This window comes from Salibaculum sp. (assembly GCF_035270045.1).
GTDB lineage: Bacteria > Pseudomonadota > Alphaproteobacteria > Rhodobacterales > Rhodobacteraceae > Salibaculum.
Window position 1 is genome coordinate 13,676 of sequence record NZ_DATFIP010000079.1, and the last position, 24,214, is coordinate 37,889.

The 24,214-nt window shown below is 66.2% G+C and carries 26 protein-coding genes; 10 read left to right on the forward strand and 16 right to left on the reverse strand.

The window, feature by feature from the left end; translation table 11 throughout:
* Positions 1-146 precede the first annotated feature (146 nt).
* Both bchE and bchJ read left to right on the forward strand, forming a co-directional pair.
* Positions 147-1,796 carry a magnesium-protoporphyrin IX monomethyl ester anaerobic oxidative cyclase gene (bchE, locus tag VJ897_RS13685; protein WP_324056253.1) on the forward strand — a complete coding sequence of 550 codons (1,650 nt, stop codon included), beginning with the start codon at positions 147-149 and terminating at the stop codon, positions 1,794-1,796.
* A 2-nt stretch (positions 1,797-1,798) separates the two neighbouring features.
* On the forward strand, positions 1,799-2,398 hold the full coding sequence (gene bchJ / locus VJ897_RS13690) for a bacteriochlorophyll 4-vinyl reductase (protein WP_324056291.1): 600 nt from the start codon (positions 1,799-1,801) through the stop codon (positions 2,396-2,398).
* Between the two features lie 47 nt (positions 2,399-2,445).
* Here bchJ and VJ897_RS13695 read toward each other — a convergent pair whose 3' ends face one another.
* The 11 genes from VJ897_RS13695 to VJ897_RS13745 form a co-directional block, all read right to left on the reverse strand.
* Entirely contained in the window at positions 2,446-3,564 is a 1,119-nt protein-coding gene (locus tag VJ897_RS13695) for an alanine racemase (RefSeq protein WP_324056254.1), read from the reverse strand.
* Positions 3,565-3,566: 2 nt separating this feature from the next.
* Complete coding sequence (locus tag VJ897_RS13700; protein WP_324056255.1) at positions 3,567-4,724, reverse strand: amidohydrolase; 1,158 nt, start codon at positions 4,722-4,724, stop codon at positions 3,567-3,569.
* Positions 4,725-4,734: 10 nt separating this feature from the next.
* A complete protein-coding gene (locus VJ897_RS13705; protein ID WP_324056256.1) occupies positions 4,735-5,910 on the reverse strand; it encodes an acetyl-CoA C-acyltransferase in 1,176 nt (391 codons plus the stop codon).
* Positions 5,911-5,913: 3 nt separating this feature from the next.
* Positions 5,914-7,206: an ArgE/DapE family deacylase gene (locus VJ897_RS13710; RefSeq protein ID WP_324056257.1), complete on the reverse strand. Its 1,293-nt coding sequence runs from the start codon at positions 7,204-7,206 to the stop codon at positions 5,914-5,916.
* 6 nt (positions 7,207-7,212) lie between these two features.
* On the reverse strand, positions 7,213-7,866 hold the full coding sequence (locus VJ897_RS13715) for a 3-oxoacid CoA-transferase subunit B (RefSeq protein WP_414706759.1): 654 nt from the start codon (positions 7,864-7,866) through the stop codon (positions 7,213-7,215).
* Positions 7,853-8,545: a CoA transferase subunit A gene (locus VJ897_RS13720; RefSeq protein WP_324056259.1), complete on the reverse strand. Its 693-nt coding sequence runs from the start codon at positions 8,543-8,545 to the stop codon at positions 7,853-7,855. The genes VJ897_RS13715 and VJ897_RS13720 overlap by 14 nt, the downstream gene beginning before the upstream one ends.
* Positions 8,542-9,894: an aminotransferase family protein gene (locus VJ897_RS13725; protein WP_324056260.1), complete on the reverse strand. Its 1,353-nt coding sequence runs from the start codon at positions 9,892-9,894 to the stop codon at positions 8,542-8,544. Before VJ897_RS13725 ends, VJ897_RS13720 begins: the two co-directional genes overlap by 4 nt.
* On the reverse strand, positions 9,891-10,661 hold the full coding sequence (locus tag VJ897_RS13730; protein ID WP_324056261.1) for an amino acid ABC transporter ATP-binding protein: 771 nt from the start codon (positions 10,659-10,661) through the stop codon (positions 9,891-9,893). Before VJ897_RS13730 ends, VJ897_RS13725 begins: the two co-directional genes overlap by 4 nt.
* Positions 10,662-10,676: 15 nt before the next feature.
* Complete coding sequence (locus VJ897_RS13735; protein WP_324056262.1) at positions 10,677-11,333, reverse strand: amino acid ABC transporter permease; 657 nt, start codon at positions 11,331-11,333, stop codon at positions 10,677-10,679.
* Between the two features lie 18 nt (positions 11,334-11,351).
* Positions 11,352-11,999, reverse strand: a complete 648-nt coding sequence (locus VJ897_RS13740) for an amino acid ABC transporter permease (RefSeq protein ID WP_324056263.1) — start codon at positions 11,997-11,999, stop codon at positions 11,352-11,354.
* 148 nt (positions 12,000-12,147) lie between these two features.
* Positions 12,148-12,924 (reverse strand): transporter substrate-binding domain-containing protein, encoded by a 777-nt coding sequence (locus VJ897_RS13745; protein WP_324056264.1) that lies wholly within the window; start codon positions 12,922-12,924, stop codon positions 12,148-12,150.
* A gap of 141 nt (positions 12,925-13,065) precedes the next feature.
* On the opposite strand from VJ897_RS13745, the gene VJ897_RS13750 reads away from it, so the two are divergent.
* Positions 13,066-14,025: a LysR family transcriptional regulator gene (locus VJ897_RS13750; RefSeq protein WP_324056265.1), complete on the forward strand. Its 960-nt coding sequence runs from the start codon at positions 13,066-13,068 to the stop codon at positions 14,023-14,025.
* A gap of 50 nt (positions 14,026-14,075) precedes the next feature.
* On the opposite strand, the gene VJ897_RS13755 is transcribed toward VJ897_RS13750, so the two are convergent.
* From VJ897_RS13755 to VJ897_RS13765, 3 genes are all read right to left on the reverse strand, one after another.
* The gene (locus tag VJ897_RS13755; RefSeq protein WP_324056266.1) at positions 14,076-14,465 is read right to left on the reverse strand and encodes an MAPEG family protein; all 390 of its coding nucleotides are present in this window, start codon (positions 14,463-14,465) and stop codon (positions 14,076-14,078) included.
* Positions 14,466-14,547: 82 nt separating this feature from the next.
* A complete protein-coding gene (locus VJ897_RS13760) occupies positions 14,548-15,324 on the reverse strand; it encodes a Bax inhibitor-1/YccA family protein (protein ID WP_324056267.1) in 777 nt (258 codons plus the stop codon).
* 150 nt (positions 15,325-15,474) lie between these two features.
* The gene (locus tag VJ897_RS13765) at positions 15,475-15,675 is read right to left on the reverse strand and encodes a DUF1127 domain-containing protein (protein ID WP_324056268.1); all 201 of its coding nucleotides are present in this window, start codon (positions 15,673-15,675) and stop codon (positions 15,475-15,477) included.
* A 114-nt stretch (positions 15,676-15,789) separates the two neighbouring features.
* On the opposite strand from VJ897_RS13765, the gene VJ897_RS13770 reads away from it, so the two are divergent.
* Positions 15,790-16,695 (forward strand): LysR family transcriptional regulator, encoded by a 906-nt coding sequence (locus VJ897_RS13770; protein WP_324056269.1) that lies wholly within the window; start codon positions 15,790-15,792, stop codon positions 16,693-16,695.
* Here VJ897_RS13770 and VJ897_RS13775 read toward each other — a convergent pair.
* Entirely contained in the window at positions 16,640-17,605 is a 966-nt protein-coding gene (locus VJ897_RS13775; protein ID WP_324056270.1) for an NADPH:quinone oxidoreductase family protein, read from the reverse strand. The two genes, VJ897_RS13770 and VJ897_RS13775, sit on opposite strands and share 56 nt — an antisense overlap.
* A gap of 309 nt (positions 17,606-17,914) precedes the next feature.
* Between VJ897_RS13775 and VJ897_RS13780 the strand changes: the two genes are divergently transcribed.
* From VJ897_RS13780 to VJ897_RS13795, 4 genes are all read left to right on the forward strand, one after another.
* On the forward strand, positions 17,915-18,286 hold the full coding sequence (locus tag VJ897_RS13780; protein ID WP_324056271.1) for a helix-turn-helix domain-containing protein: 372 nt from the start codon (positions 17,915-17,917) through the stop codon (positions 18,284-18,286).
* Between the two features lie 87 nt (positions 18,287-18,373).
* A complete protein-coding gene (locus tag VJ897_RS13785; protein ID WP_324056272.1) occupies positions 18,374-19,171 on the forward strand; it encodes an inositol monophosphatase family protein in 798 nt (265 codons plus the stop codon).
* Between the two features lie 110 nt (positions 19,172-19,281).
* Entirely contained in the window at positions 19,282-20,619 is a 1,338-nt protein-coding gene (locus VJ897_RS13790; protein WP_324056273.1) for an 8-oxoguanine deaminase, read from the forward strand.
* 26 nt (positions 20,620-20,645) lie between these two features.
* Complete coding sequence (locus VJ897_RS13795) at positions 20,646-21,134, forward strand: CAP domain-containing protein (protein ID WP_324056274.1); 489 nt, start codon at positions 20,646-20,648, stop codon at positions 21,132-21,134.
* A gap of 47 nt (positions 21,135-21,181) precedes the next feature.
* Here the strand turns inward: VJ897_RS13795 and VJ897_RS13800 are convergent, their stop codons facing one another.
* Positions 21,182-22,192 (reverse strand): LacI family DNA-binding transcriptional regulator, encoded by a 1,011-nt coding sequence (locus tag VJ897_RS13800; RefSeq protein ID WP_324056275.1) that lies wholly within the window; start codon positions 22,190-22,192, stop codon positions 21,182-21,184.
* A gap of 98 nt (positions 22,193-22,290) precedes the next feature.
* On the opposite strand from VJ897_RS13800, the gene VJ897_RS13805 reads away from it, so the two are divergent.
* Together VJ897_RS13805 and VJ897_RS13810 are read left to right on the forward strand one after the other, a co-directional pair.
* Positions 22,291-23,379: a carbohydrate ABC transporter permease gene (locus VJ897_RS13805; protein ID WP_324056276.1), complete on the forward strand. Its 1,089-nt coding sequence runs from the start codon at positions 22,291-22,293 to the stop codon at positions 23,377-23,379.
* Positions 23,376-24,209 (forward strand): carbohydrate ABC transporter permease, encoded by an 834-nt coding sequence (locus VJ897_RS13810; RefSeq protein WP_324056277.1) that lies wholly within the window; start codon positions 23,376-23,378, stop codon positions 24,207-24,209. The genes VJ897_RS13805 and VJ897_RS13810 overlap by 4 nt, the downstream gene beginning before the upstream one ends.
* Positions 24,210-24,214 lie beyond the last annotated feature (5 nt).

Consider the following 24,214-nt stretch of genomic DNA (forward strand, 5'->3'; position numbering starts at 1 on the left):
CCACACCCCCTGGCTGCGCATCTGGCCGGAGCGGTAGGCGGGCCAGGACTTCGCCTGACCCCGCGGAGCTGAAGGGCGTCACCTTGACCCATGTCAATTAAAGTTGACACAAATGATGTCATCGTTGTCCCAGACAAGGAGGCATCATGCGACTGGTCCTGATTCACCCGAACTATCACTCCGGCGGCGCCGAGATTGCCGGCAACTGGCCGCCAGCCTGGGTCGCCTACCTGGCCGGCCCACTCAAGGCCGCCGGCTACACCGACATCCACTTCATCGACGCCATGACCCATGACATCGACGAGGCCGAGCTGCACGTGCGCATTGCTGCGCTCAAGCCCGACATCGTCGGGGCCACATCGATCACGCCCTCGATCTACAAGGCCGAACGCGCGCTGGAGATCGCTCGCGTGGCCGCGCCGGAGGCCGTGACGGTGCTGGGCGGGGTCCATGCCACCTTCATGTACAAGCAGGTGCTGTCCGAGGCCCCGCATATCGATGCCATCGTGCGCGGAGAGGGCGAGGAGGTGTTTCTCGATTTCGTGCGTGCGGTCGAGGACGGGCGCTGGCAGACCGAGCGCAAAACGATCAAGGGCATTGCCTATGCCGAAGGGTCGGAAATCATCGCAACACCGGCCGCGCCAACGGTCAAGAACCTGGACGCCATCACCCCGGACTGGTCGATCCTGGACTGGGAGAAATACATCTACATCCCGCTGAACACCCGGCTGGCCATTCCCAGCCTGGCGCGTGGATGCCCCTTCACCTGCTCGTTCTGCTCGCAATGGAAGTTCTGGCGCGACTACCGGGTGCGCGACCCGCAAAAGGTCGTGGATGAAATCGAGGACCTGGTGAACAATCACGGCGTCGGCTTCTTCATCCTTGCCGACGAGGAACCCACCATCAACAAGAAGAAATTCACCGAGTTCTGCGAGGAACTGATTCGCCGCGGCCTGCCCGAGCGGGTGAAATGGGGCATCAATACCCGCGTGACGGACATCCAGCGCGACAAGGACATGCTGGGACTGTGGCGCGAAGCCGGGCTGGTGCATATCAGCCTTGGCACAGAGGCCGCCGCGCAGATGAAGCTTGACCTGTTCAACAAGGAAACCAAGGTCGAAGAGAACAAGGAGGCCATCCGCCTGCTGCGCGAGGCCGATATCTTTACCGAGGCGCAGTTCATCGTCGGGCTGGACAACGAGACCGAGGAAACGCTGGAAGAGACCTATCGCTTTGCACGCGACTGGAACCCGGATCTCGCCAACTGGACGATGTATACCCCCTGGCCCTTCACCCCTCTGTTCCAGGAGCTGCGCGACAAGGTCGAGGTCTTCGATTTCGAAAAATACAATTTCGTGACCCCGATCATGAAACCCGAGGCGATGGATCGTGCCACCCTGCTGGACAGGGTCATGCACAACTACCGACGCTTCTACATGATCAAGGCGCTGTTTCATTACCCGTGGCGGGGGCGGGGGTTCCGGCGGAAATACCTGCTTGGCTGCCTGCGGGCCTTTGCCAAGGCAGGCTTTGCGCGCACGTTCTACGACCTGGGCAAGGTCGGCTACTGGGGGCCGCAGTCCAAGGACAAGGTCGATTTCCAGTTCGATGACAGCCGCCAGATCGCCGAGGCGCAGATGGCCGACTGGGACGCCATGGCCGACCGCAAGGCCAGGGCCGCGGAACGCAAGGCCAGCGTGCGCGCCCAGATAAAGGCCGAGAAGGCCCGGATCGCCGGGCAGAACGTCCAGGAGGTCAGCGTGCCGAGGTTGAACCACACCACGCCGGCGCAATAGTGATGCAGCCCCGTGCGGCCCACCATGTCGGCCCCAACGCGATCCTGCAGACAGTCGAAGCGGTGCAGGCCCTGGCGGGGCAGGGCGCGCTGACCCGCGTGTGCCGGGCCGCCGCGATGCCGGGGCTTGTCGGAAACCTGCCCCACGCGATGGTGCCGGCGCAGGACGCCCTGCGCCTGCATCAGGCCGTGGCCCGGACCCTGCCCGGGCCGTTGGCCGGGCAAGTGGCCCGTGACGCGGGCCGAAGGACGGGCGACTACATCCTCGCCCATCGTATCCCTGCCCCGGCCCGGGTGCTGTTGCGGCTCATGCCGGGCCGCCTGGCGGGGCCGGTCCTGCTCAAGGCGATCGGCCACCACGCCTGGACGTTTGCCGGTGATGCAGAGGTGACATGCATTCGGCGGCCTGAACTGGAACTCGTCGTCCGGGACAATCCGCTGGCGCTGCCCGGCTGTCCCTGGCATCGCGCGGTGTTGGAGCGGCTGTTCCAGCGGCTTGTCGATCCCTGTGTCAGGGTCGAGCATACCGCCTGTTGCGCCATTGACGGCTCGGAGTGCCGTTTCGTGTTTCACGCGGCATCCGTGCCATACCGGGGCGGGTAATACGGGTCGGTGCCCCGACGGGCAGGGGCGCACTTGTCCAGCAGGGCTCAGCCGTAGTGGCGCGCGTTGCGCAGGCCCCAGTCGGTAAAGAGATCGGCCAGGATCGTTCCGAAGTGTTCGGCCGCCGCAGCCGGTCCGATCGCGGCGGCGCCGTCTCCGCCGAACAGGGTGGCCTCGTCGCCGATCTGCACGTTGTCGATCCCGGTGACATCCGCCACGATCGAATTCATTGAAACCTTGCCCAGGACGGCCGCCAGACGGCCCCGGATCGCGACCATGCCGCGATTCTGGGCAATGCGGCCATAGCCGGCGGCATATCCGATCGAGATGCAGGCCAGGCGTCGATCCTCCGACAGTCGATGCGCGCGGTCGTATCCCACGCTCGCGCCGCGCGGATAGTCGCCCAGGTGCACCACGCGGGATTTCAGTTCCATCGACGGCCGGAACCCCAGTTCCGGGTTCACGATGCCGTAGAGAATCGCCCCGCATCGGTACATGTCGGTTGCCACCGGCTGGCCCGACACCAGGGTCAGCGTGCTGCCCGCATGGGCCAGGATGCGGGACCGGTCCAGCCCGCCGGTGTCGCAGACCCAGTCGACCTGTTGCCGGAACAGCTCCGATCCGTTGTGCAGGGCCGCGGCGTCGTTGCCGGGAAAATGCGTGCATATGCCGACGATGTCCGGGGCGAGGATATCGAGGATCGCGCGGCCCTCCTGTTGGCCTGCCCTGGTCGCCACCTCAAGTCCGTCGCGGGACATGCCGTCGCTGTTCAGCGCAAGGTGCACCCCCGCGCCGGCCCGCCGCGACCCCGGCCGCGCGGCCAGCGCGCGCGCCGCCGCGAGCGATCCGACCTGTTCCTCGACCCTGTCGGGCAGGGCATCTTCGACCTCGGGTGCGGACGCGGCGCGCAGGCGGATCAGTCGGCCCGCGAAACCCGCTGCCCGCACCGCGTGCGCCTCGGCGTTCGAGGTGATGCCGATGCAGGATATCCCCTGCTCCATCAAGAGCGGGACCACGCGCGATATGCCGTGACCATAGGCGTCAGCCTTCATGACCGCGCAGAAGGCCACCCCGGTCGGCAACAGGTCCAGCGCCAGTTCCAGGTTCCGCGAAATCCGGTCCAGGTGAATATCGCACCAGGAACTGGGAAGGGGGCCTCGCGACATGGTCAGGCCGGTGCCGGTCCAAGGATGCGGTCGACGACACCCGAAAGAAGATCTGTCACGATCGGGATCAGCGCATCGGGGAAATCGTAGTCGGGATTGTGCAGTTGCGGACGGTCCGTCCCGGCCCCGACATAAAGCAACGCGGCCCTTGCCCCGTCATCGCCGATAAGCCCGAAGTCCTCGGACCAGCGCATGGGCCGGGACAGGTCGGCAATGTCATGGCCGCCGGCCAGGGCCGCGTCGCGGACGACGGCGGTGGCCTCGGCGTCGTTGACCACGGCGCGGAAGACGTCGTGCCAGTGGACCTCGACTTGCAGATCGTCGGTCGCGTCCTCCACCAGCGCCTGTGCCTGGGCGATCAGGGCATCCATGCGCGCATTGGTCATGGTGCGCAGCGTCACGCGCAGTTCACCGTCCGCGGGGGCGATGCCGAAGGTCGGTGCGCCGAGGCAGGCATGGGTCAGGGTCGCGAGCGCGAAATCCGCGGCGCCGATGGTGCCTTGGGACAGGCGCGGCAACGCCACCATGAGCCCGGCCATGGCCGCCGCCGGGGACAGGCCGTCCTCGGGCACGGCGGCATGAGAGCTTTTGCCCCGCAGCAGGATCTGCATCCCGCGCGAGGCGCAGTTGCCCGGCCCGGGGCGCAGGCCGATTTCGCCCAGCGGGTGCCCGGGCACGTTGTGATAGGCGAAGGCGAAATCGGGGCGCAGTTCCGGCCAGCGCGGGTCTTCGAGGACCGCCCTGGCGCCCGCGCCCGTTTCCTCGGCCGGTTGGAACAGCAGGATGACCCGCCCGCGCGCCGGGCGCCGGGCCAAGTGCCGGGCCACGCCCAGCAGCGTCACCATGTGCCCGTCATGGCCGCACAGGTGGCCCTGGCCCTCGGTCGCCGAGCGATAGGGCAGGTCGCTGATCTCGTGGATCGGCAGCCCGTCGAGCTCGCAACGCAGCAGGACGGTCGGCCCGGACCCGGCGCCGCGGAATTCCGCGGCAACGCCATGGCCGCCGAGGCCTTGCCAGATGCGATCCGCGCCAAGCGCCTTCAGCTCCGAGGTGATGCGCTCTGCGGTCGCGCGTTCCTGTCCCGATACCTCGGGGTGGCGATGCAACTCGTGCCGCAGCGCGGTCAGTTGGGCGATGTGATCGTGGGTAAGCGGCTGCATGATCTCCTCCTCAGAAAACCTCGAAGAGGCCCGCGGCGCCCTGCCCACCGCCAACGCACATGGACACGACCGCCCATTTCGCGCCCCGGCGACGGCCTTCCAGCAGGACATGCCCTGCCATGCGCGCGCCCGACATGCCATAGGGGTGGCCTATGGCGATCGCACCGCCGTTCACGTTGAGTTTGTCGTCGGGGATTTGCAGCGCGTCACGGCAATGGACCAGTTGCGCGGCGAAGGCCTCGTTGATTTCCCACAGGTCGATATCCTCAATGGCCAGGCCCGCGCGTGCCAGAAGCCTGGGAATGGCGACCACCGGGCCGATCCCCATTTCATCCGGGGCGACACCGGCAACCGCGAATCCGCGCAGCGCCCCAAGCGGCGACAGGCCGCACCGGGCGGCCTCGGCGGCCTCCATCACCACCAGCGCGGCGGCGCCGTCGGACAGCTGGCTGGCATTTCCGGCGGTGACGGTCTTGCCATCGCCCTGCACGGGGGCCAGCGCGGCCAGCCCCGCGGCAGTGGTGCCGGGACGGTTGCACTCGTCTTGATCCAGCCGCACGGCTTCTTCGCGGGTCTCGCCGGTGGCCTTGTCGGTCACCTGTTTCACCGCCTCGACCGGCACGATCTCGTCGGCGAAACGCCCGGCTTCCTGCGCCTGCGCCGTGCGCTGCTGGCTTTGCAGGGCATAGGCGTCCTGCACGGCGCGGGTCACGCCGTAGCGCGCGGCGACGATTTCGGCGGTGTCGAGCATGTTCAGGTAGTAGCGGTCGGAAACGGATGGGTCGCGGTAGCGGTGCCCGTTCCAGTGGTTGTTCTGGACCAGAGAGATGGAGTCCAGCCCCCCGGCCAGCGCCACGCCCACTCCTTCGCAGCCCACCATGTGCGACGCCACGGCGATCGCGTTGAGACCCGAGGCACATTGCCGGTCCACGGTGGCCCCGGCCACGCTGTCGGGCAGTCCGGCGGCCTGTGCGATGTGGCGGGCGACGTTCACGCCGGACGTGCCCTGTGTCAGGGCCGATCCGAACACGGCGTCCTCGACCTCGTCCCCGGTCAGTCCCGCCCGCGAAAGGGCGGCCGTGACCGCCGGCGCGGCCAGGCTGGGCGCGGTGAGGGTGTTGAACGCCCCGCGATAGGCCTTGGCTATGGGCGTCCGGGCGGTGGAAACGATGACGGCGTCGCGCATGTGCTATACCTCTTGCGTGCCGCACCAGTCGGCGATGAACATGGCAGTGGCCTTGGTGACGCGGCGCAGGCTGTCCAGGTCGACACGTTCGTTGAAGCCGTGGATGGCCTCGGCGCGCGGCCCGTAGACCAGCGCGGGCGTGTCCGCGTAAAGCCCGAAGAACCGTGCGTCGGTGGTTGCGGTAATCGCCGTACGGGTCAGCGTGTCGCCGGTGATGTCGTGATGCGCCCGGTCCAGCGCCGAGATCGCATCGGCCGCGCGGGCCGACCCATCCTGCGACAGCGCGTAACCCTCGGCGTGGAAGCCGTGGTAGACGATCTGTGGCAGGGAATCGCGCAGGAAGGCGTTGCCTTGCGCGGCCTTCAGGATCACCTGTTCGATCTCGGACTTGGCCGCGTCGATGGATTGGCCGGGGAAGAGCCCCATGCGCACGTCGAAGACGCACCATGCGGGCACGGAACTGGTCCAGTCGCCGCCTTCGATGCGGCCTACATTGAGGTTCAGGGCGTGGTCCATGTGGGCGTAGTCCGCCGGGCGGTGTCCGGCGGCGTTCCAGCGGTGTTCCATCTCGTGCAGGGCCTGGATGAGCGGGATTGCCGCCTCGATCGCGTTCGACCCGGTGCCGGCATAGGCCACGTGGGTCGGCAGCCCCTTGAGGTGCACCTGGAACCAGATCACACCCAGTTGCGCCATGACCAGTTTTTCGGCAAAGGGTTCGGGGATCAGGGCCGCATCGGCGGTGTAGCCACGGGCCAGGCAGGCCAGCGCACCGTTGCCCGTGCATTCCTCTTCCACGACTGACTGGTAGAACACGTCGCCCGCGGGGGCCAGGCCGCAGGCCGCCAGCGCATCCAACGCGAACAGGTTCGAGGTCAGGCCCGCCTTCATGTCGCCGCCCCCGCGCCCGTAGAGCCAGCCATCCGCGACCCGAGGTTCAAAGGGTGGACTGTTCCACATGTCCGCGGGCCCGGCGGGCACAACGTCGATATGGCCGTTCAAGATCAGCGATCGGCCGCGGCCGGTGCGGGCGCGGTGGGTGCCCACCACGTTGACCGCGTCTTCGTAGGGGCCAAGCACGGGCGAGAATCCGGGCAGGTGCCGGATCTCGGCAAGGTCGATTTGCCAGCGGTCGATCTCGTAGCCTCGCGCGCCCAGTTCGCGAGCCATGAAATCCTGCGCAGATCTTTCGTTGCCCCGGGTAGAGGGGTGCGAGGTCAGCTCGGACAGGAAGTCGACCTGCCGGTCGAAGGCGGCATCCACGGCGGCGCACAGGCGGGTTTTCAGGTCAACGCTCATGGGGCCTCAGAAGGTCGGAACGGGGCTGTCGGGCAGGGCCAGCGGCGCGCCCGTGGCCTCGGCCACCTCCGTGACGCTGATCCCTTCGGCGGTTTCGAGCAGGGCAAAGCCTTCCCCGGTCACGTCGATAACAGCCATGTCGGTGAAGATCCGCGCCACGCAGCCCCGCGCGGTCAGGGGCAGGGCACAGGCCTGTTTCAGCTTGGGATTCCCGGCCCGGTCGCAATGGGTGGTCACGACCACGACGCGCCGCGCCTTTTGCGCCAGTTCGATCCCGCCGCCCGCGCCGGGGCTGAACTTGCCGGGTATTTTCCAGTTGGCCAGGTCGCCCGTGGCGCTGACCTCGAAGGCACCCAGCATGGTCAGGTCCAGCCGCCCGGACCGGACGATGGCGAAACTGGTGGCGCTGTCGAAACAGGCCGATCCCGGCACGGTCGAGACATAGGCCCCGCCGGCGTCGATCAGGTTGCGGTCGGCGCTGTCCTGGCCCTTGGCCGGGCCGATGCCCGTCAGGCCGTTTTCCGTGTGAAGGCAGACCGGGAAATCCGCGGACAGGTGATCGACCACCCTGGTTGGCAGGCCGATCCCGAGGTTGACCACCATGCCCGGCGTGATCTCGCGCGCGGCGCGGGCCACAATACGATCCCTAGCGTCGGACAACGGCATATTCCTCGGACAGATCCCCCAGGGCCACGACGTGATCGACGAAGACGCCGGGGGTGTGGACCTGGTTCGCACCCAGCTGGCCCAGCGGCAGGACCGTTTCGGCCTCGGCGATCACGCGCGCGGCGGCCATGGCCATGAGCGGGTTGAAATTCTGTGCCGTTGCGACATAGGCAAGGTTGCCGAAAGGATCGCCGCGATCCGCGTGGATCAGGGCGGCATCGGCGCGCAGCGCGGGTTCCACGAGCCAGGTTTTGCCGCCCATCTCGACCACCTGTTTGCCTGCCGCCAGCTCGGTGTCGATCCCGATATCGCTGAGCACCGCGCCCAGCCCCGCGCCGCCCGCGCGGATGCGTTCCGCGAGGATGCCCTGCGCATTGAACTCGACCGTCAGCGCGCCGGCGTTCATCAGCTCGATGGCATGGTTGTTCAGCCCCAGGTGCGTGGTGATCAGCCGCGCGACCTGGCCCGATTGCAGCAGGTGGTCGATGCCCATGCCCGGCTCGTTCGCGTCGTTCTTGACCAGCGTCAGGTCCCGCGCGCCATGATCGACCAGCGCATGGATCAGGGTCATGGGCGTGCCCGGCACGCCGAAGCCGCCCACCATGACGGTGTCGCCGTCCTTGATTCCGGCAATTGCCTCGTCCATCGCGGCGGTCTTGTCGGGAAGCCTCATGCCGCGCGCTCCACCGGCAGGCCGACCTCCTGCGCGAAGGCATCCAGTGCATCGCGCAGGATCGTCATCATCTCGCCGATCTGGGGCCCGGTGATGATCAAAGGCGGGGCGACCAGGAAATGATCGCCCGATGTGCCGCCGCGCGTGCGGCGGGAATAGATGATCAGCCCGCGTTGATAGGCCAACTCGACCAATCGTTCATGGGCGTTGAGGGACGGCACCAACGGCTCCATCGTCGCGCGGTCGGCCACGAATTCGAAAGCGGTCAGCAGGCCCTTGCCGCGCACGTCTCCGATGAAGGGGTAGCGGTCCATCAGCGCGCGCAACTCGGTTATCAGCACATCACCCATGCGGGCCGCGTTGCCGATCAGATCCTGGTCTTCCAGTTCTTCCAGCACCGCCAAGCCGGCCGAACAGGCAAGCGGGTTGCCCGCGTAGGTGAACCCATGCAGGAACCCCCCCGCGTCCAGCACGGGTTCGACCAGCCGTGCCCCGGCGACGATGGCACCGAGCGGCGCATATCCCGCGCCGAACCCCTTGGACAGCGCCACGATATCCGGCGTGACGCCCCAGTGTTCCGAAGCCAGGAACCGCCCCGTCCGGCCCGCCCCGGTCATGACCTCGTCATGGATCAGCAAGACGCCGAATTCGTCGCAGATCTCGCGCACGCGGGAGTAATAGCTGTCGGGTGCCACCAGTGCGCCCGTCGAGGCGCCGCCGACAGGTTCCATCAGGAAGGCCAGAACAGTGTCGGGGCCTTCGGCGATGATCTTGTCGCGCAGAAGCTCGGCGTATTTCAGGCCCCGCTGGTCCTCGGTCAGGTTGTCGCGGTCGAGGTATGTCATGGGTGCGGGGATCTTCGGCATGCCCTCCAGCATCGGCGCGAAGGGGTCGCGCAGCGGGGCATAGCCGGTCAGGTCCAGCGCGCCGAAGGTGCAGCCGTGATAGGACGGAAAGCGCGAGATCACCTTGTGCCGCGCGCCCTGGCCCTGGGTCAGCGCGTATTGCCGGGCCAGTTTCACCGCGCTTTCCACGGCCTCGGACCCGCCAGAGACGAAGAACACCCGGTCCAGTCCCTCGGGCGTCATGTCCACGGTCTTGGCGGCCAGGTCCTCGGAGGGATGGGTGCGGAAATGCAGGCGGTAGCCGAAGGTCGCCTTGTCCATCTGCGCCTTCATCCTGGCGAGCACACGCGGGTTGGAATGACCGATGTTGGACACCATCGCGCCCGAGGACCCGTCGATGTAGCGCTTGCCGGTCTCGTCGAACAGGTAGATTCCCTCGCCCCGGTCGAGGAAGGGGCGGGGGTTGCGCGACTGGTAGAACAGGTAGGAGGCGGCGTCGGTCAATTTGCCCCCGCCAGGTGCTTGCGCAGAAATTCGCGGGTGCGGTCCTTGGTGGGATTCTTGAAGACGACGCTGGGAGGACCTTCCTCGACCACCACACCCTGGTCCATGAACAGGACCCGGTCACAGACCGAGGCGGCGAAATCCATCTCGTGGGTGACGATGATCATGGTCATGTGTTCCTCGGCCAGCGTCTTCATGACCATGTTGACCTCGTCCACCAGTTCGGGGTCGAGCGCCGAGGTCGCCTCGTCAAACAGCATCAGCTTGGGCTTCATGGCCAGGGCGCGGGCGATGGCCACGCGCTGTTTCTGGCCGCCTGACAGGCGCGAGGGATAATAGTCGATCCGGTCGAGCATCCCGACCTTGTCGAGTTGCTCCTCGGCCAGGGTATCGGCCTCGGTCTTGGACAGGCCCTTGAGCAGCATGGGTGCCATGGTCACGTTCTCGCGCGCGGTCATGTGCGGGAACAGGTTGAAGTGCTGGAATACCATCCCGATGTGCTGACGCATCTGGTTGATGTGCTTTTCGTACTGGCGGTGCGGCATGTCCTTGTTGACCTGCACACCGTCCAGCCAGACTTCGCCCCCGGTCAGGGAATCCAGTTCATTGATCGCCCGCAGCAGGGTGGACTTGCCCGATCCCGAGGGGCCGATGATGGCCACGATCTGGCCGCGTTCCACGTTCAGGCTGATGTCCTTGAGAACTTCGAGCGGCCCATAGGACTTCTGGGCGTGGCGAATCTCGACGAAATGGCTCTTGTCGCTCATGGTCGGTCTCCTGGATCAGCGAGAGATGGCGATGCGGCGTTCGATCCGGCGCTGCACAGCTTCCATGCCAAGGTTGATGACGTAGTAGAACAGGGCCGCGACAAGGTAGAACTCGAAGGGCCGGTAGGTCGCGCCGATGGCCCGCTGGGCGGAAAGCGTCAGCTCGCTCACCCCGATCACCGAGACCAGCGCGCTGTCCTTGAGCAGGGCGATCATGTTGTTGCCGATGGGCGGGATCACGTCGCGCACCGCCTGCGGGATAACCACCTTGCGCAGGGCCTGCCCGCGGCTCAGGCCGACGGTGCGCGCGGCCTCCATCTGGCCCTTGTCCACCGACAGGATCGCGGTCTGGATCAGTTCGGAATTGTAGACGGCGAAGTGCAGCCCCAGCCCGATGATCCCCGCCACGAAGGCGGGCAGATCAATCCCGATCTGCACCAGCCCGAAGTAGATCAGGAACAATTGCAACAGCAGGGGCGTGCCCATGAAGACCCATTCCAGCAACCGAAAGGGCTGGCGGATGATCCAGGGGGCGTAAAGCGCGATGACCGCGAAGACGATGCCGCCGAAGAAGCTGAGCAGCGCGGCAGCCAGCGCGATGCCGATGGTCCAGGCGCAACCCAGCAGGATGATGTCAAGATGGCCGGGAACGACCGTGAAATCGAGGCCCATGACTCTAGTCCTTCCCCATCATGTTATCTGCACCCGGCGATCCAGCCAGGCCACGGCGCGGCCGGTCGCATAGATGATGATCATGTAAAGAACGCCCGCCAGCAGGAACATCTCGAAGGGTTTGTAGGTCGATCCGATGTAGCGCTGCGCGGTATAGGTCAGTTCCACCACGGAAATCGCAGCAACCAGGGCCGTGGCCTTGATCAGCATGTTCAGGTTGACACCCAGCGGGCGCACCATCAGCCGCGCGGCCTGCGGCAGCACGACTTTGTAGGTGGCCTGCCACTGGCTCAGGCCCAGCGTGCGGGCCGCCTCGCGCTGGCCCTTGTCGATCGAGATGATGGCGCCGCGGATGGTTTCGGTCATGTAGGCGCCGGCATTGATCCCCAGCCCGATGACACCTGCCTCGAAGGCGTCCAGCTGGATGCCGATCTGCGGGCCGCCGAAATACAGGATAAACAATTGGATAAGCGCGGGCGTGCCGCGGAACAGGCTGACATAGGCCGCGCCGATGAACCGCAACAGCGCAAACCGAGACAACCGGGCCGAGGCCCCAAGCGCCCCCATGGTCAACCCCAGCAGCGCGGTCAGAACCGAAAGCTGGATGGTCGTCCAGGCCGCTGCCAGGAAGAACGGATAGACCCGCATCATCAGGTCGATGTCCATGTCACGCCCCCTTTGATGGTCCGGCCGGCCGGGCGCGTCGCGCCGGCACTCGGGAAAAGGCCCTCACCCGGTCATGGTCCGACATGCGAATGCCGGGCCGAACAGGTCAGAAAGGCCCCCGCCGCAAAGGCGCCGGGGGCCGGCTGGTTCAGCGGATGTCGTCGCCGATCCACTCTTCGGCGATTTCAAGATACGTTCCGTCTTCCATCATGGAATCCAGCGCCGCCTGCATCTCGGCGGCCAGATCGGGGTTGCCCTCACGGATGGCGATCCCGGCCCCGAAGGGTTCGGTGGTCGGATCGGCGAACATCTCGTACTCCTGACCCTTGGCCGTCATGGCGAGGATCGCGGCGATGGAATCGTTGACGATGGCGTCGACACGGCCGTTCTCCAATTCGAGCAGAAGCTCGGGCAGGCCCTTGTAGGTGTTGATGTCGTAACCGCGCTCGCGGGCCCATTCCTCGTGGGTCTCGCCCAGGGTCAGGCCGACCTTGACGCCTTCAAGGTCCTCCAGGCTGTCGATGCCCGCGCCGGGGTTGGAGAAGATGGCGCGCTTGTCGGAATAGTAGGGTCCGACGAAATCGACAACTTCGTCGCGCTCCTCGGTGATGGTCATGGACCCGACGATGGCGTCATACTTGTTGGCCAGAAGGCCGCCGATGATCCCGTCCCAGGCGGTGGTGACGATCTCTGCTTCCAGGCCCATGCGGTCGGCGATCTCAGCGCCGATGGCCGGGTCGAAGCCCACGACCTCGTTCTGGTCGTTGACGAAGTTGAACGGAGGATAGGCCCCGGACATCGCGATGCGGATGACGCCCTCTTCCTTGAGGGTTTCCAGTTCGTCGGCCGAGGCGGCGGTCAGGCCGGTTGCAGCAAGGCCAGCGGCAACGACTGCGGTCTTGAGGATCATGCGGCGAGAATTCATTTCGGTCTCCATGTTGGGTTCGTACGGGCGCCCGGGCGCCCGGGCGGATCAGGCGGATTTGCCCCGCTCTGCGAAAAAGAGTTGCATGCCAAGCCACATCGCGCAAATAAATATGAGCTACCGTGAATATAGAGATTATCTATGGGCCTGCCGCAACACCAGAGATTTCCCTGGAACCTCGACTGGAACCTGCTGAGGACCTTCATGGTCGTCGTCGAACAGCGCGGCATCTCGAAGGCCGCGGATTTCCTGGGTCTTAAGCAACCGACCGTCTCCGCGGCCCTCAAGCGGCTGGAGAAGGCCACTGGCAAGAAACTGATCATCCGCAAGCCGAACGAGTTCACGATCACCCGGCCCGGCGAGGCGCTCTATACCGAGTGCGCCAAGATATTCGGGTCGATTTCGCAGCTTCCCTCGCTTCTCGACGTCGACATGGCCGAGTTGCGCGGGCATCTGTCCTTCGCGATCGCCAGCTCCGTCGCGTCGGAACATTTCGACGAGATCCTGAACGGGTTCTGCAAGGCGCACCCGCATGTCACCTATTCCTTCTCGGTGACCGAGAGCGACGACATAGCTACGATGATATCACAGAATCGGGCCAGTTTCGGAATATGCCTTTTGTCGAAGGTTCCCCAGAACCTCGATGCCCGAATCCTCTACCGGGAATACTTCGGGCTTTACTGCGGCACCCGCCATCCCTTGTTCGCGGCTGAAACCATCACGCCCGAGGACCTCGCGGGCGAATCCTTCGTGGCCTTCCAGACCGAGGCCGAGGGCCGCCCGTTGGAGGCCATATCGCGGTTGCGCGCGCAACTGGGCCTGGCCAACAGCTGGCGGGGCGTTTCGGCCAGTCTCAACGAGATACGGCGCATGATCACGGCCAACATCGGCATCGGAGCGCTGCCCCTTCACGTTGCGAAACAGGATGTCGCGGCCGGCCGTTTGCGCCAGCTGCCGCCGCATGACGATCTGCCGCTCGTCAACATCTACCTGATCAACAACCCCGCCCGCAGCCAGTCCGATGCCGAGGCGACCTTCCTTTCGGCCTGCAGCGCGGCCCTCGCGGAAACCGAGATCACCGAACGGACCTATGGCGGGTAGGCGACATGGCACGACCGGGCCCGAACCCCTTGGCCCCGGTCCAGCCTTCTTCAGAGCACAGAGAGCCCGACAAGGACCAGGAACAGACCCTGGGCGATCAGCGTGGCCAGCATGCCCCAGAACCGCAGCCGCCAGTGCAGACCGTGCAGGGCAAAATAGGCCCCGTGCATGTAGCGGCCCAGCGTGAAGAGGGCGGCCGTGGCCGCCAGTGGCGCGGCGGGCGCGGCCTGAAGCTCGGCCAGCGCACAAAGGATCAGGGCGACGGGAACCTGTTCGGCGGCATTGGCCTGGCCTCGAATGGCCTTGGTCAGCACCCTGTCGCCATTGTCGCCCAGCACGATGCCGTTGCGCCGCCGATGGAAGATCACGCGCGCCGTCAGCGCCAGCAGAAGCGCCCCGTTCAGCAGGGCTGCGGCAGAGGTGACGGGCAGATCGGTCATGGCGGAAGGCTAAGATACCTTGGGCAGAAATGAAAAGGGCCGCCCCGAAGGACGGCCCCTGGACGTTGCGTCGGACCGGCGGCTATTCGCGCCCGCCCATCAGTTGCAACAGGAACATGAACATGTTGATGAAGTCCAGGTAGAGGCTCAGCGCACCCATGATGGCAGCCTTGCCCAACCATTCCTGGTCGCCCTGCGCGGCATGGGCGATGTAGGTGTTCTTGATGTTCTGCGTGTCATAGGCGGTCAGGCCCGCGAAGATCAGCACGCCAATGATCGAGATGGCGAGGGACAGGCCCGGCATCGGCCAGATCAGGTTGACGATCATCGCCCCGATGAGGCCGATCACGCCCATGATGAGGAACGAACCCCACCCCGAGATGTCCTTCTGCGTGGTGTAGCCCCAAAGGCTGAGCCCGGCGAAAGCGATCGAGGTGATCAGGAAGACCTGAATGATGGAATAGCCGGTGAAGACCAGGAAGATCGAACTGATCGAGACGCCCATGGTCAGCGCGAAGGCATAAAAGACCAGTTGCGCCGTGGCCGCGGACATGCGGTTGATCATGGCCGAAAAGCCGAAGACAAAGGCCAGCGGCGCAAGCATGATGACCCACCGCAGCGGCGACGCGTATATCGCGGACCCGAGCCCGGTCAGCAGCGTGCCGTTTTGCATCTGCGCGGCGGCTTGGGACGGGTCGGTCGTGACCGCCAGCCCCGAGATCGCCCATGCGGCGGCAAAGGTGATGAGCATGCCCACGGACATGGTGCCGTAGACCTTGTTCATGTGGGCGCGCAGGCCCTTATCGATCTCCGCCGTCCGGACACCAGCGCCGGCGCGGACAGTCTGATAGTCAGCCATTCGTTTCCTCCAACGGTTCAACCCGAGAGCCCGTTCACCGGTTTGGCGCGAGCTTTCACCATGAATATCGGTGCTGGGAGGGCGCTTTTCAAGGGAAACCGGCGTCGGAACGCAGTGTTTCTGTCAGGAACTGCGGCGATGGCCCTGCGATCAGCGCGGCAGGTCCCAGGCCGGGCGGCTGGATTCGCGCAGCACCTCGGCCTCTGTCAGGCCCAGGTCGGACAGCCGCGCGGGATCAAGCGCGGCCAGCGCACGACGCTGGCGCCAAACCGCGACCATGCTCGCAAGTGGCAAAACAGGGCCGCGCGGCGCGGCCGAGGGGTGGGTTGTGACGTGGGACAGGGTCGCCATGACACGTCCTTTCGTGATGTATAGTGCAGTATGAATCAGTGTGGTTGATATATGCCGCGAGTCGCGTCATGTTTGAAATGAATGATTGACCGATAATACATAACGGAACGTGATATGCCCCGGAACCTGGACCTCACCGCCCTGCGCTCTTTCGTGACCGTGGCGGATTCGGGCGGCGTGACCCGCGCCGCCGGCGTGTTGCATCTGACCCAGTCGGCGGTCTCGATGCAGCTCAAGCGGCTGGAAGAGGGGCTCGGCCTGCGCCTGCTGGATCGTTCGGCGCGCCAGATCGCCCTGACCGGCGAGGGCGAGCAGCTTCTCAGCTACGCCCGGCGGATGCTGGCGCTGAACGACGAGGCGGTGGGGCGGCTGACGGCTTCTGACTACGAGGGCGAGATCACGCTGGGCGTGCCCCATGACATCGTTCCGGGCTACATCCCGCAGGTCCTGAAGCGGTTTGCGGCGGATTTCCCCCGGATGCGGGTGAATTTCCTGTCCTCGAACACGCGCGCGCTGCTGCAACAGTTCGATCGCGGCGAAGTGGACATGATCGTGACCACCGAAGAAGGCTGCGGCCCGGGGGGCGAGACGCTGGCAGAGGTGCCCCTGGTCTGGGTCGGAGCACCCGGTGGACGGGCCTGGAAGGAACGCCCCCTGCCAATCGCCCTTGAGACCCAGTGTATCTTTCGGCCCAGTGTCCAGCGGCGCCTCGATGCCGCAGGTATCCCGTGGCTGATGCGTGTCGAGACCGGCTCGACACGGACGGTCGAGGCCACGGTCAGCGCCGACCTGGCCGTTCATGCCATGCTGTCGGGGTTCTGGGTTCAGGGCACCGAACCGGTCGACCACGGCGGCGCTCTGCCTGACCTCAAGACCTACTGCATCAACCTGTATCGCGGCCCCGCCGGGCTCGGCGAGGTGGAACAGGCGCTGGCCGGCTACCTGCGCGATGCCTACGGCGCGCTCATGCAGGTTCAGGCACAATCACGACCTTCCCGGTCGATCGCCGCGACCGGATAAGCGCCAGCCCGTCGGCCGCGCGCTCCAGCGGCAGCACGTGGCTGACGTGGGGTCGCAGGCGCCCGTCGGCATACCAGCCCATGAGGTCGGCCAGGCTGTCGGTCAGGGCCTCGGGCGCGAAGGCAAGGTAGCCGCCCCAGTAGAAGCCGATCACGTCGATGTTCTTGACCAGCAGACGGTTGGCCGGAACCTGCGGTACATCCCCGCTGGCAAAGCCGATGGCGATGATCCGCCCCTCGCGGTTGGTGGCCTTCAACGCCGCCGTGAAGGCGCTTCCACCCACCGGGTCATAGACCACGTCTGCCCCGCCGAGGGCCTTGACCCGCGCGGTCACGTCGTCGCCAGCGTCGATCAGGTGATCGGCCCCGGCCCTGCGCGCGGTTTGCAGCTTATCGGCCCCGCGCGCCACGGCGACGACCCGCGCGCCCATCGCCTTGCCGATCTCGACCGCCGCCAGCCCGACTCCCCCGGCCGCACCCAGCACCAGGAGGGTTTCGCCCGGTTGCAGGCGCGCCCGGCGGGTCAGGGCCAGGTGCGAGGTGCCGTAGGCAACCTGGAACCCGGCGGCCTGTTCGGACGGCATCGCAGCGGGCACGGGACGGCACAGCGCGGCCTGAAACACGCCCTGTTCGGCCAGCCCGCCCTGGCCGCCGAAGACCACGACCCGGGTGCCGACGGCCGGGGCGCGGACCCCGTCGCCATGGGCGCGCACGGTGCCGCAGACTTCCATCCCAAGCGTGAAGGGCGGGTCGGGTGTGTCCTGGTATTTTCCCTGCGCCATCAGAATGTCGGCGAAATTCAGGCCGCAGGCGGCGATGTCCAGAAGCACCTCTCCCGGGCCGGGCGAAGGCGTCGCCATGGTCCGTATCTGCGGCGGCGCGTCGAAGCCGGTCACTCGGAATGCGTGCATGATGAGCCTTTCGCGCGGGAATCGTGGCCCGGGCAGCCTAGAGTGCGGCGCGGGTCAGGCCAACATGGCGCACAAAAATGCCCATGTGAAACAGAGAGCTATACTTAAGTATAGGCAGTGGGGCGGTCCGACCTGTCTTTAAGGGCAGGGTTGGGGATGCAACCCTTGCGTGTTCAGGGCGGCACGGGCTTCTTCGTCTCCATCACATGCGGATCGAAGGGTGCCGCGTCTTGCCTGAAGGGGATCACACCTGGTGGTCCCGGCGCAGGCAGCGCCCGTGGTCCGCACCAAGGTAACAAGGACAAGACGATGAAGCACCCCGTTGACGTGCATGTAGGCAAGCGAATCCGGCATCGCCGCTGGATGACCGGCACCACCCAGCAGAACCTGGCCGACAAGGTCGGGATCAAGTTCCAGCAGATCCAGAAATACGAGACCGGCATGAACCGTGTCAGCGCCTCGCGGCTGTGGGACATCGCCCATGCACTTGGGGTCGACATCGCCTTCTTCTTCGAGGGCTACGACGGCGACCTGAACGACATGCCCGGGGCAACCGGCCTGCCCGGCGACGTGCTTGCCGACAAGGAGGCGCTGGACCTGCTGCGGTCTTACTACGCCATCCCCGAGAACCAGCGCCGACGCCTCTTCGACCTGGCGCGGGTCCTCAGCGACGCGGCCTGAGGGCGCATCGCCGGCCGGGGCCGGTTTGACTTGACCGGCCGGCCGGGGTCCCGTTAGGCCCGCGTGCAGACAGGCGGGCGGGGGCACATGCAACTGGAAGCATCCGAGATCGAGCAACTATGGGCCTGCGCCCGGGCGATGGCCGATGCGGCGCGGGTCGAAACGCTGCGCCATTTCCGTATCGGCGTGGCCAGCGACAACAAGCTCGTGGGCGGCTTCGATCCTGTGACCGAGGGCGACCGGGCCGCCGAGCGCGCCATGTGCGCGGTCCTGGCCGAGCGCCGCCCGGACGATGCGATCCTGGGCGAGGAATACGGTGCGAAAGCCGGCACCACCGGCCTGACCTGGGTGCTGGACCCGATCGACGGCACGCGCGCGTATATCTCGGGCACGCCGACCTGGGGGGTCCTGATCGCGGTCAACGGCACCGAAGGCCCCATCATGGGTCTGATCGACCAGCCCTACATCGGGGAACGCTTCGAAGGCGGGGCTGGGCTGGCCGCGATGACCGGGCCGCTGGGCACCGCGCCGCTGCGCACCAAGCCCACGCGCTTGCTGGCCGACGCGACGATTTTCACCACCTTTCCAGAGGTCGGCAGCGAGGCCGAGGGGGCCGCCTTTCACGCCGTGGCCCGGCGCTGCAAGCTGACGCGCTACGGGCTGGACTGCTACGCTTATGCCCTTCTCGCCGCTGGTCAGATTGACCTGGTGATCGAGGCCGGCCTGTCCTCTTACGACATTGCCGCGCCCATCGCGGTGATCGAGGCCGCGGGCGGGATCGTGACCGACTGGCAGGGCGGCAAGGTCCACGAGGGCGGCAACGCCCTGGCCGCCGCCACGCCCGAGTTGCACGCCGCGGCGCTGGAGATCCTGTCGGGCGGGTGACGGGGCTTGGCCCCTGTCGCACCCTGCGCTACGTTGTCGCGGCGGCCGCGTCCTTCCCCCTTCTGGCGGCGTCTTTCATCCACCGAAGGGGTGGCTGAAAGGACACCGAAATGGCCGAAATCCTGATCCGCAACGCCGAGGCTGTCCTGACGATGGACGATGCCCGGCAGGAGATGTCCGGGGCTGATATCCTGGTCCGCGACGGTGTCATCGCACGCCTGGGGCAGGGGATCGACGCCCCGGAGGCGCAGGTGATCGAGGCGGGTGGCTGCCTGGTCACGCCCGGCCTGGTGAACACCCATCACCACCTTTTCCAGACGCTGACCCGCGCGGTGCCCGGCGGGCAGGACGCGCTGCTGTTCGGATGGCTCCAGACGCTTTACCCCATATGGGCCCGCTTCGGTCCCGAGGAGATGTTCACCTCGGCCCGGATCGGGTTGGCGGAACTGGCACTGTCGGGCTGCACGCTGACCTCGGACCACCTTTATCTTTTCCCCAATGGTGCGCGTCTGGACGATACCATTGCCGCCGCCGCCGAGGTGGGCCTGCGTTTTCACCCGACCCGGGGCGCCATGAGCATCGGCGAAAGCGATGGCGGCCTGCCGCCCGATGCGCTTGTCGAGAGCGAGGCGGCGGTCCTGGAGGACTGCATTCGCGTCATCGACGCCCATCACGATGCCGCCGAAGGCGCCATGTGCCGGGTCGGCGTGGCGCCCTGTTCGCCGTTTTCCGTCAGCCGCGACCTGATGCGGGAGGCCGCCATCCTGGCCCGCGACAAGGGGGTGATGCTGCACACCCACCTTGCCGAGAACGCCGAGGATATCGCCTACAGCCAGCAGATGTTCGGCTGCCGCCCGGGCCAGTATGCCGAGGACCTGGGCTGGACCGGCCCGGATGTCTGGCACGCCCACTGCGTGAAGCTCGACCACCAGGAGATTGACCTTTTTGCAAAAACCCGGACTGGCGTGGCCCATTGCCCTTGTTCCAACTGCCGGTTGGGATCGGGGATCGCGCCGGTGCGGGCCTTGCGCGACGCCGGTGTGCCGGTCGGGCTGGGCGTGGATGGGTCGGCCAGCAACGATGCCGGCAACATGGTGGCCGAGGCGCGCCAGGCGATGCTGTTGCAACGTGTTGCGCAGGGGGCCGACGCCATGAGTGCCCGCGAGGCGCTGGAAATCGCGACGCGCGGCGGAGCCGATGTGCTGGGCCGGTTCGACTGCGGGCGGCTGGCACCGGGCAAGCGCGCCGATATCGCCATCTGGGATGTCTCGCGGGTCGAGTCGGCGGGCAGTTGGGACAAGGCCGCGCTGCTGCTGGCCGGGCCGACCCGCGTGCGCGACCTGCTGGTAGAGGGGCGCAGGGTCGTGGCCAGCGGGGCCTTGGTCAGCCTGGATCTTCCCGCCGCAGTTGCCAGGCAGGCCGAACTGGTGCAAGATTTGATGCAGTGATTTCCAGAACGGGATGGCCCCGGCACATGAAAATGGCATTTGCACTGGTCGCCGCCGCCTTGCTGGCCGGATGCACGACGACGACCATGACCGCGACCACGACCTCTGACAATGTGATCCCCATCACGATCAGCGCCCCGGCGGAAACGTCCGGGCCGACGGACGTGGCGGCGACGCTCAACCGGCTCCGGGCCGAGAACGGCCGTGCCCCGCTGGCCGAGGACCTGCGCCTGAGCACGGCGGCGCGCGACTATGCCGCCCTCATGGCACGGACCGGGCATTTCTCGCACACCGGCCCCGCGGGCAGCAGCTTTGGCCAGCGTGCCCGCGCCGCTGGCTATGACTGCCCAAGGGCCGAGAACATCGCCTTCGGTCCCATGAGCGATGCCCAGGTCATCGCGAACTGGATGACCTCGCCCGGCCACCGCCGAAACATCCTGCTACGCGACGCGCGCGAATTCGGATACGGCCATGTGGGCGACAGGTTCGTTCTGATCCTCGGGCGCGGCTGCTAGAGCCCCCTTTCCGGCGGCTGCACTGCGCCGTCTCGGCATTTCCGCGCCTAGCCCGCGTGAGAACCGCGCAGGATCAGGGGGCATTCCATCCGGTCCGAAACGGGCGCGTCGTGGCCCGACATCAGGGTCTCGACGCACCATTGGCCCATTTCCCGGTGGGGCAGGAGCACGGTCGAAAGCGGCGGTGACAAGTGCTGGGCAATCTCCTGGTCGTCGTAGCCCATGACGGCGATGGTCTCTCCCGGGCGTTCGCCAAGTTCCTTGAGCGCCTCGTAGCAGCCGACCGCCATCAGGTCGTTGGCACAGAAGATCGCGTCGGGGCGGCGGTCATGCGCCATGAGTTCCAGCGTCGCGCGTCGCCCGCCCGAGGGCAGGAAGTTGCCCTCGACGATCAAGGACGGATCGACGGGGATGCCGGCGGCGCGCAGGGCGCGCTCGTAGCCTTCCATGCGCTGATCCGACGCCTCCATCCAGGGTTCGCCGGAAATGAAGGCCACGCGCCGGTGCCCTTCCGCGACCAGGGCGGCGGTGGCCACCTCGCCGCCGCGCCGCTCGGCAGGCACGATCGAGCTGTACCGTCCTCGGGTATCGTGGCAGTTCAGCAGCACGGCGGAATGCCGTGCCAGGCCCTCTGGCGGGGTCAGCGCCCGGGTGAGGATCGAGCCGTAGATAACGCCCATCGCGTTGTCCCCGGCCCATTTGCGCAGCATCGCGGCCTCGTATTCGGCATCGCTGCCGGTCATGACAACCTCGAGCAGGACATTGTGCTTCCAGGCTTCTTCCTGGGCCCCTTCGATCGAGATGGCGGCAAAGGGGCTGGTGGCGATCTCGTCGATGATCAGACCGATCACGCCCCGGCCGGCGGACTTGGGCGGGCGGCCCGCGCCGCGGGGGCGATAGCCAAGGTCCTCGACCGCGGCCATCACTCGCTTGCGGGTGTCGCGGCTGATTCGCATGTCTTCAAGCCCGTTGAGCACGAAGGACACTGTCGATTGCGATACGCCCGCGCGCAGCGCGACGTCCTTCATGGTGATCCGGGTTTTCTTGTCTTTTGCCAAGGGCCCGCGCCCCTCTTCGTTGGGGATTGCTTTTAGCTAAATAATATTGCTAATATTTTTAGCACAAGGAGAATCGCACTCGGATCGGGGAGGAGACGATGCGCGAACGACGCCCCAGACAACTGAGCCAGAGGCAGGCGGCCCTGCTGCTTCTGATACCTTTCCTGGCCACCTATGTGTTGTTTCTCGTCTATCCGTTCTTCCGCGGCGTCTGGATCAGCCTGCACGACTGGAACCTTCTGGCCGTGGCCTTCAATCCCGATGCCAAGGACTTCGTCGGGTTGCGCAACTACGAGCGCGTCATGTGGGGCAGTAATATCGAATGGGGCTTCGCGGCCCCTCTGTGGCAGGGCCTCGGGCTGATCGGCCTTGCCCTCACCGCCTTCCTTCACCGGACGGGCCGCGTGAGCCGCTTCAACGCCATCGCCATGGGCGTGGTGTCGCTGCTCTTGGTTGTCCTCCCCGGTTTCCATCCCGGTGAAGGGGGGCGGTGGTATGATCGCCGGTTCTGGCCGACCGTCGGCAACACGATGCTCTTCGTGGGGCTGACCGTGCCGGGAGTGACGATCTCGGCGCTGCTGCTGGCGGCCGGAATGAACCGTGAAACCCGTGCCATGGGCATCCTGCGGACGCTGTTCTTCCTGTCGCAGGTCCTGTCCGTCACCGTGGTCACACTGATCTGGCAGATCATGTTCTCGCCGCGCCAAGGCCTGATCGCCAATATCACCGAGGTGGCAGGCGGCACGCCGATCAACTGGCTGACCGATCAGCAATTCGCCATGGCCGCCATCGTGATCGCCACGATCTGGTGGTCGCTGGGCATCGCCATGATCCTGTTCCTGGCCGGGTTGCAGGACATTTCGTCCGAAATCTACGAGGCCGCGGCGCTGGACAATGCCCGCGGCCCGCGCGCCTTCTGGTTCATAACGCTGCCGAACCTGCGGCGCACGATCACGCTGGTCGTGGTGTTGCAGATCATCCTGCATTTCCAGGTCTTCGGGCAATCGCACCTGATGACCCAGGGTGGCCCCAACGACACCACTCAGGTCCTGGTTCGTTACATCTACCAGACCGGGTTCCGCGACAGCGAGCTGGGCCGGGCCAGCGCCATGGCGGTCTTCCTTTTCGTCATCATGGGGGCCTTCTCGGTGGTCCAGTTCATCATCGGACGGGAGAAGGACGAATGAACCGCGGTTATTCCTGGCTTGTCTTGGGTCTCTCTCTTCCGGCCTTCATCTGGCTGGTGCCGACGCTGTGGATGGTGTCCCTGTCGTTCCAGCCGAACGACGTGCTGGCGCGCACGACCTCCAGCACCGCCTTCGGGCTGGTGCCGGTCCCCTTCACGGCAGAGAACTACGCCGACCTCTTCACGTTCGGGCAGACGCCCTGGTGGTTCCTGAATTCGCTGATCGTTTCGCTGGGCATGACCCTGGGGGTGCTGGCTGTGTCCACGACGGCCGGATACGCGTTGGCCCGGCTGGACTTTCCCTTCAAGCGGACGGTGATCGCGGTCTGCCTCGTGGGCCTCATGGTGCCCGAACAGGCCGTCTTCATCCCGCTCTACACGATGTTCGCCGATTTCGGCTGGCACAACAGCTATCACGCGCTGATCCTGCCGCGCATGGCGGTGCCCATCGGGGTCTTCCTGATGCTGCAATTCTTCCGCGCGATCCCCCGCGACATCGAGGAGGCCGCGCGCCTTGACGGTGTCGGCTGGCTGCGCATCTTCTGGTATATCATGCTGCCGCTGGCCCGCCCGGCGATGATGACGCTGGCGATCCTGACATTCCTTTACGCATGGAACGATTATCTCTGGCCGCTCGTCAGCGCCCAGCAGCGTGAGTATTTCACGATAACGCTGGGGCTGGCCTCGATCCAATCCAACTTCGCGCAATCGGAAGGGCTGGGCCGTGTCATGGCCTCGGGCGTCATCGCCTCGCTTCCGGTCGTCATACTGTTCCTGATCTTCCAGCGCTACGTGGTGCAAGCCATGACCGCTGGCGGGTCCAAGGGCTGAACCGC

Excerpts from the sequence above, each read along its gene's own strand:
- VJ897_RS13710 (WP_324056257.1), bottom strand. The coding sequence starts at position 7,206 with ATGAGCGTTGACCTGAAAACCCGCCTGTGCGCCGCCGTGGATGCCGCC.
- VJ897_RS13765 (WP_324056268.1), bottom strand. The coding sequence starts at position 15,675 with ATGGCGACCCTGTCCCACGTCACAACCCACCCCTCGGCCGCGCCGCGC.
- VJ897_RS13740 (WP_324056263.1), bottom strand. The coding sequence starts at position 11,999 with ATGGACATCGACCTGATGATGCGGGTCTATCCGTTCTTCCTGGCAGCG.
- VJ897_RS13760 (WP_324056267.1), bottom strand. The coding sequence starts at position 15,324 with ATGGCTGACTATCAGACTGTCCGCGCCGGCGCTGGTGTCCGGACGGCG.
- VJ897_RS13810 (WP_324056277.1), top strand. The coding sequence starts at position 23,376 with ATGAACCGCGGTTATTCCTGGCTTGTCTTGGGTCTCTCTCTTCCGGCC.
- VJ897_RS13720 (WP_324056259.1), bottom strand. The coding sequence starts at position 8,545 with ATGAGGCTTCCCGACAAGACCGCCGCGATGGACGAGGCAATTGCCGGA.
- VJ897_RS13750 (WP_324056265.1), top strand. The coding sequence starts at position 13,066 with ATGGGCCTGCCGCAACACCAGAGATTTCCCTGGAACCTCGACTGGAAC.
- VJ897_RS13790 (WP_324056273.1), top strand. The coding sequence starts at position 19,282 with ATGGCCGAAATCCTGATCCGCAACGCCGAGGCTGTCCTGACGATGGAC.
- VJ897_RS13730 (WP_324056261.1), bottom strand. The coding sequence starts at position 10,661 with ATGAGCGACAAGAGCCATTTCGTCGAGATTCGCCACGCCCAGAAGTCC.
- VJ897_RS13700 (WP_324056255.1), bottom strand. The coding sequence starts at position 4,724 with ATGCAGCCGCTTACCCACGATCACATCGCCCAACTGACCGCGCTGCGG.
- VJ897_RS13795 (WP_324056274.1), top strand. The coding sequence starts at position 20,646 with ATGAAAATGGCATTTGCACTGGTCGCCGCCGCCTTGCTGGCCGGATGC.
- VJ897_RS13755 (WP_324056266.1), bottom strand. The coding sequence starts at position 14,465 with ATGACCGATCTGCCCGTCACCTCTGCCGCAGCCCTGCTGAACGGGGCG.
- VJ897_RS13695 (WP_324056254.1), bottom strand. The coding sequence starts at position 3,564 with ATGTCGCGAGGCCCCCTTCCCAGTTCCTGGTGCGATATTCACCTGGAC.
- VJ897_RS13775 (WP_324056270.1), bottom strand. The coding sequence starts at position 17,605 with ATGCACGCATTCCGAGTGACCGGCTTCGACGCGCCGCCGCAGATACGG.
- VJ897_RS13780 (WP_324056271.1), top strand. The coding sequence starts at position 17,915 with ATGAAGCACCCCGTTGACGTGCATGTAGGCAAGCGAATCCGGCATCGC.
- bchE (WP_324056253.1), top strand. The coding sequence starts at position 147 with ATGCGACTGGTCCTGATTCACCCGAACTATCACTCCGGCGGCGCCGAG.
- bchJ (WP_324056291.1), top strand. The coding sequence starts at position 1,799 with ATGCAGCCCCGTGCGGCCCACCATGTCGGCCCCAACGCGATCCTGCAG.
- VJ897_RS13785 (WP_324056272.1), top strand. The coding sequence starts at position 18,374 with ATGCAACTGGAAGCATCCGAGATCGAGCAACTATGGGCCTGCGCCCGG.
- VJ897_RS13735 (WP_324056262.1), bottom strand. The coding sequence starts at position 11,333 with ATGGGCCTCGATTTCACGGTCGTTCCCGGCCATCTTGACATCATCCTG.
- VJ897_RS13805 (WP_324056276.1), top strand. The coding sequence starts at position 22,291 with ATGCGCGAACGACGCCCCAGACAACTGAGCCAGAGGCAGGCGGCCCTG.
- VJ897_RS13705 (WP_324056256.1), bottom strand. The coding sequence starts at position 5,910 with ATGCGCGACGCCGTCATCGTTTCCACCGCCCGGACGCCCATAGCCAAG.
- VJ897_RS13770 (WP_324056269.1), top strand. The coding sequence starts at position 15,790 with ATGCCCCGGAACCTGGACCTCACCGCCCTGCGCTCTTTCGTGACCGTG.
- VJ897_RS13745 (WP_324056264.1), bottom strand. The coding sequence starts at position 12,924 with ATGAATTCTCGCCGCATGATCCTCAAGACCGCAGTCGTTGCCGCTGGC.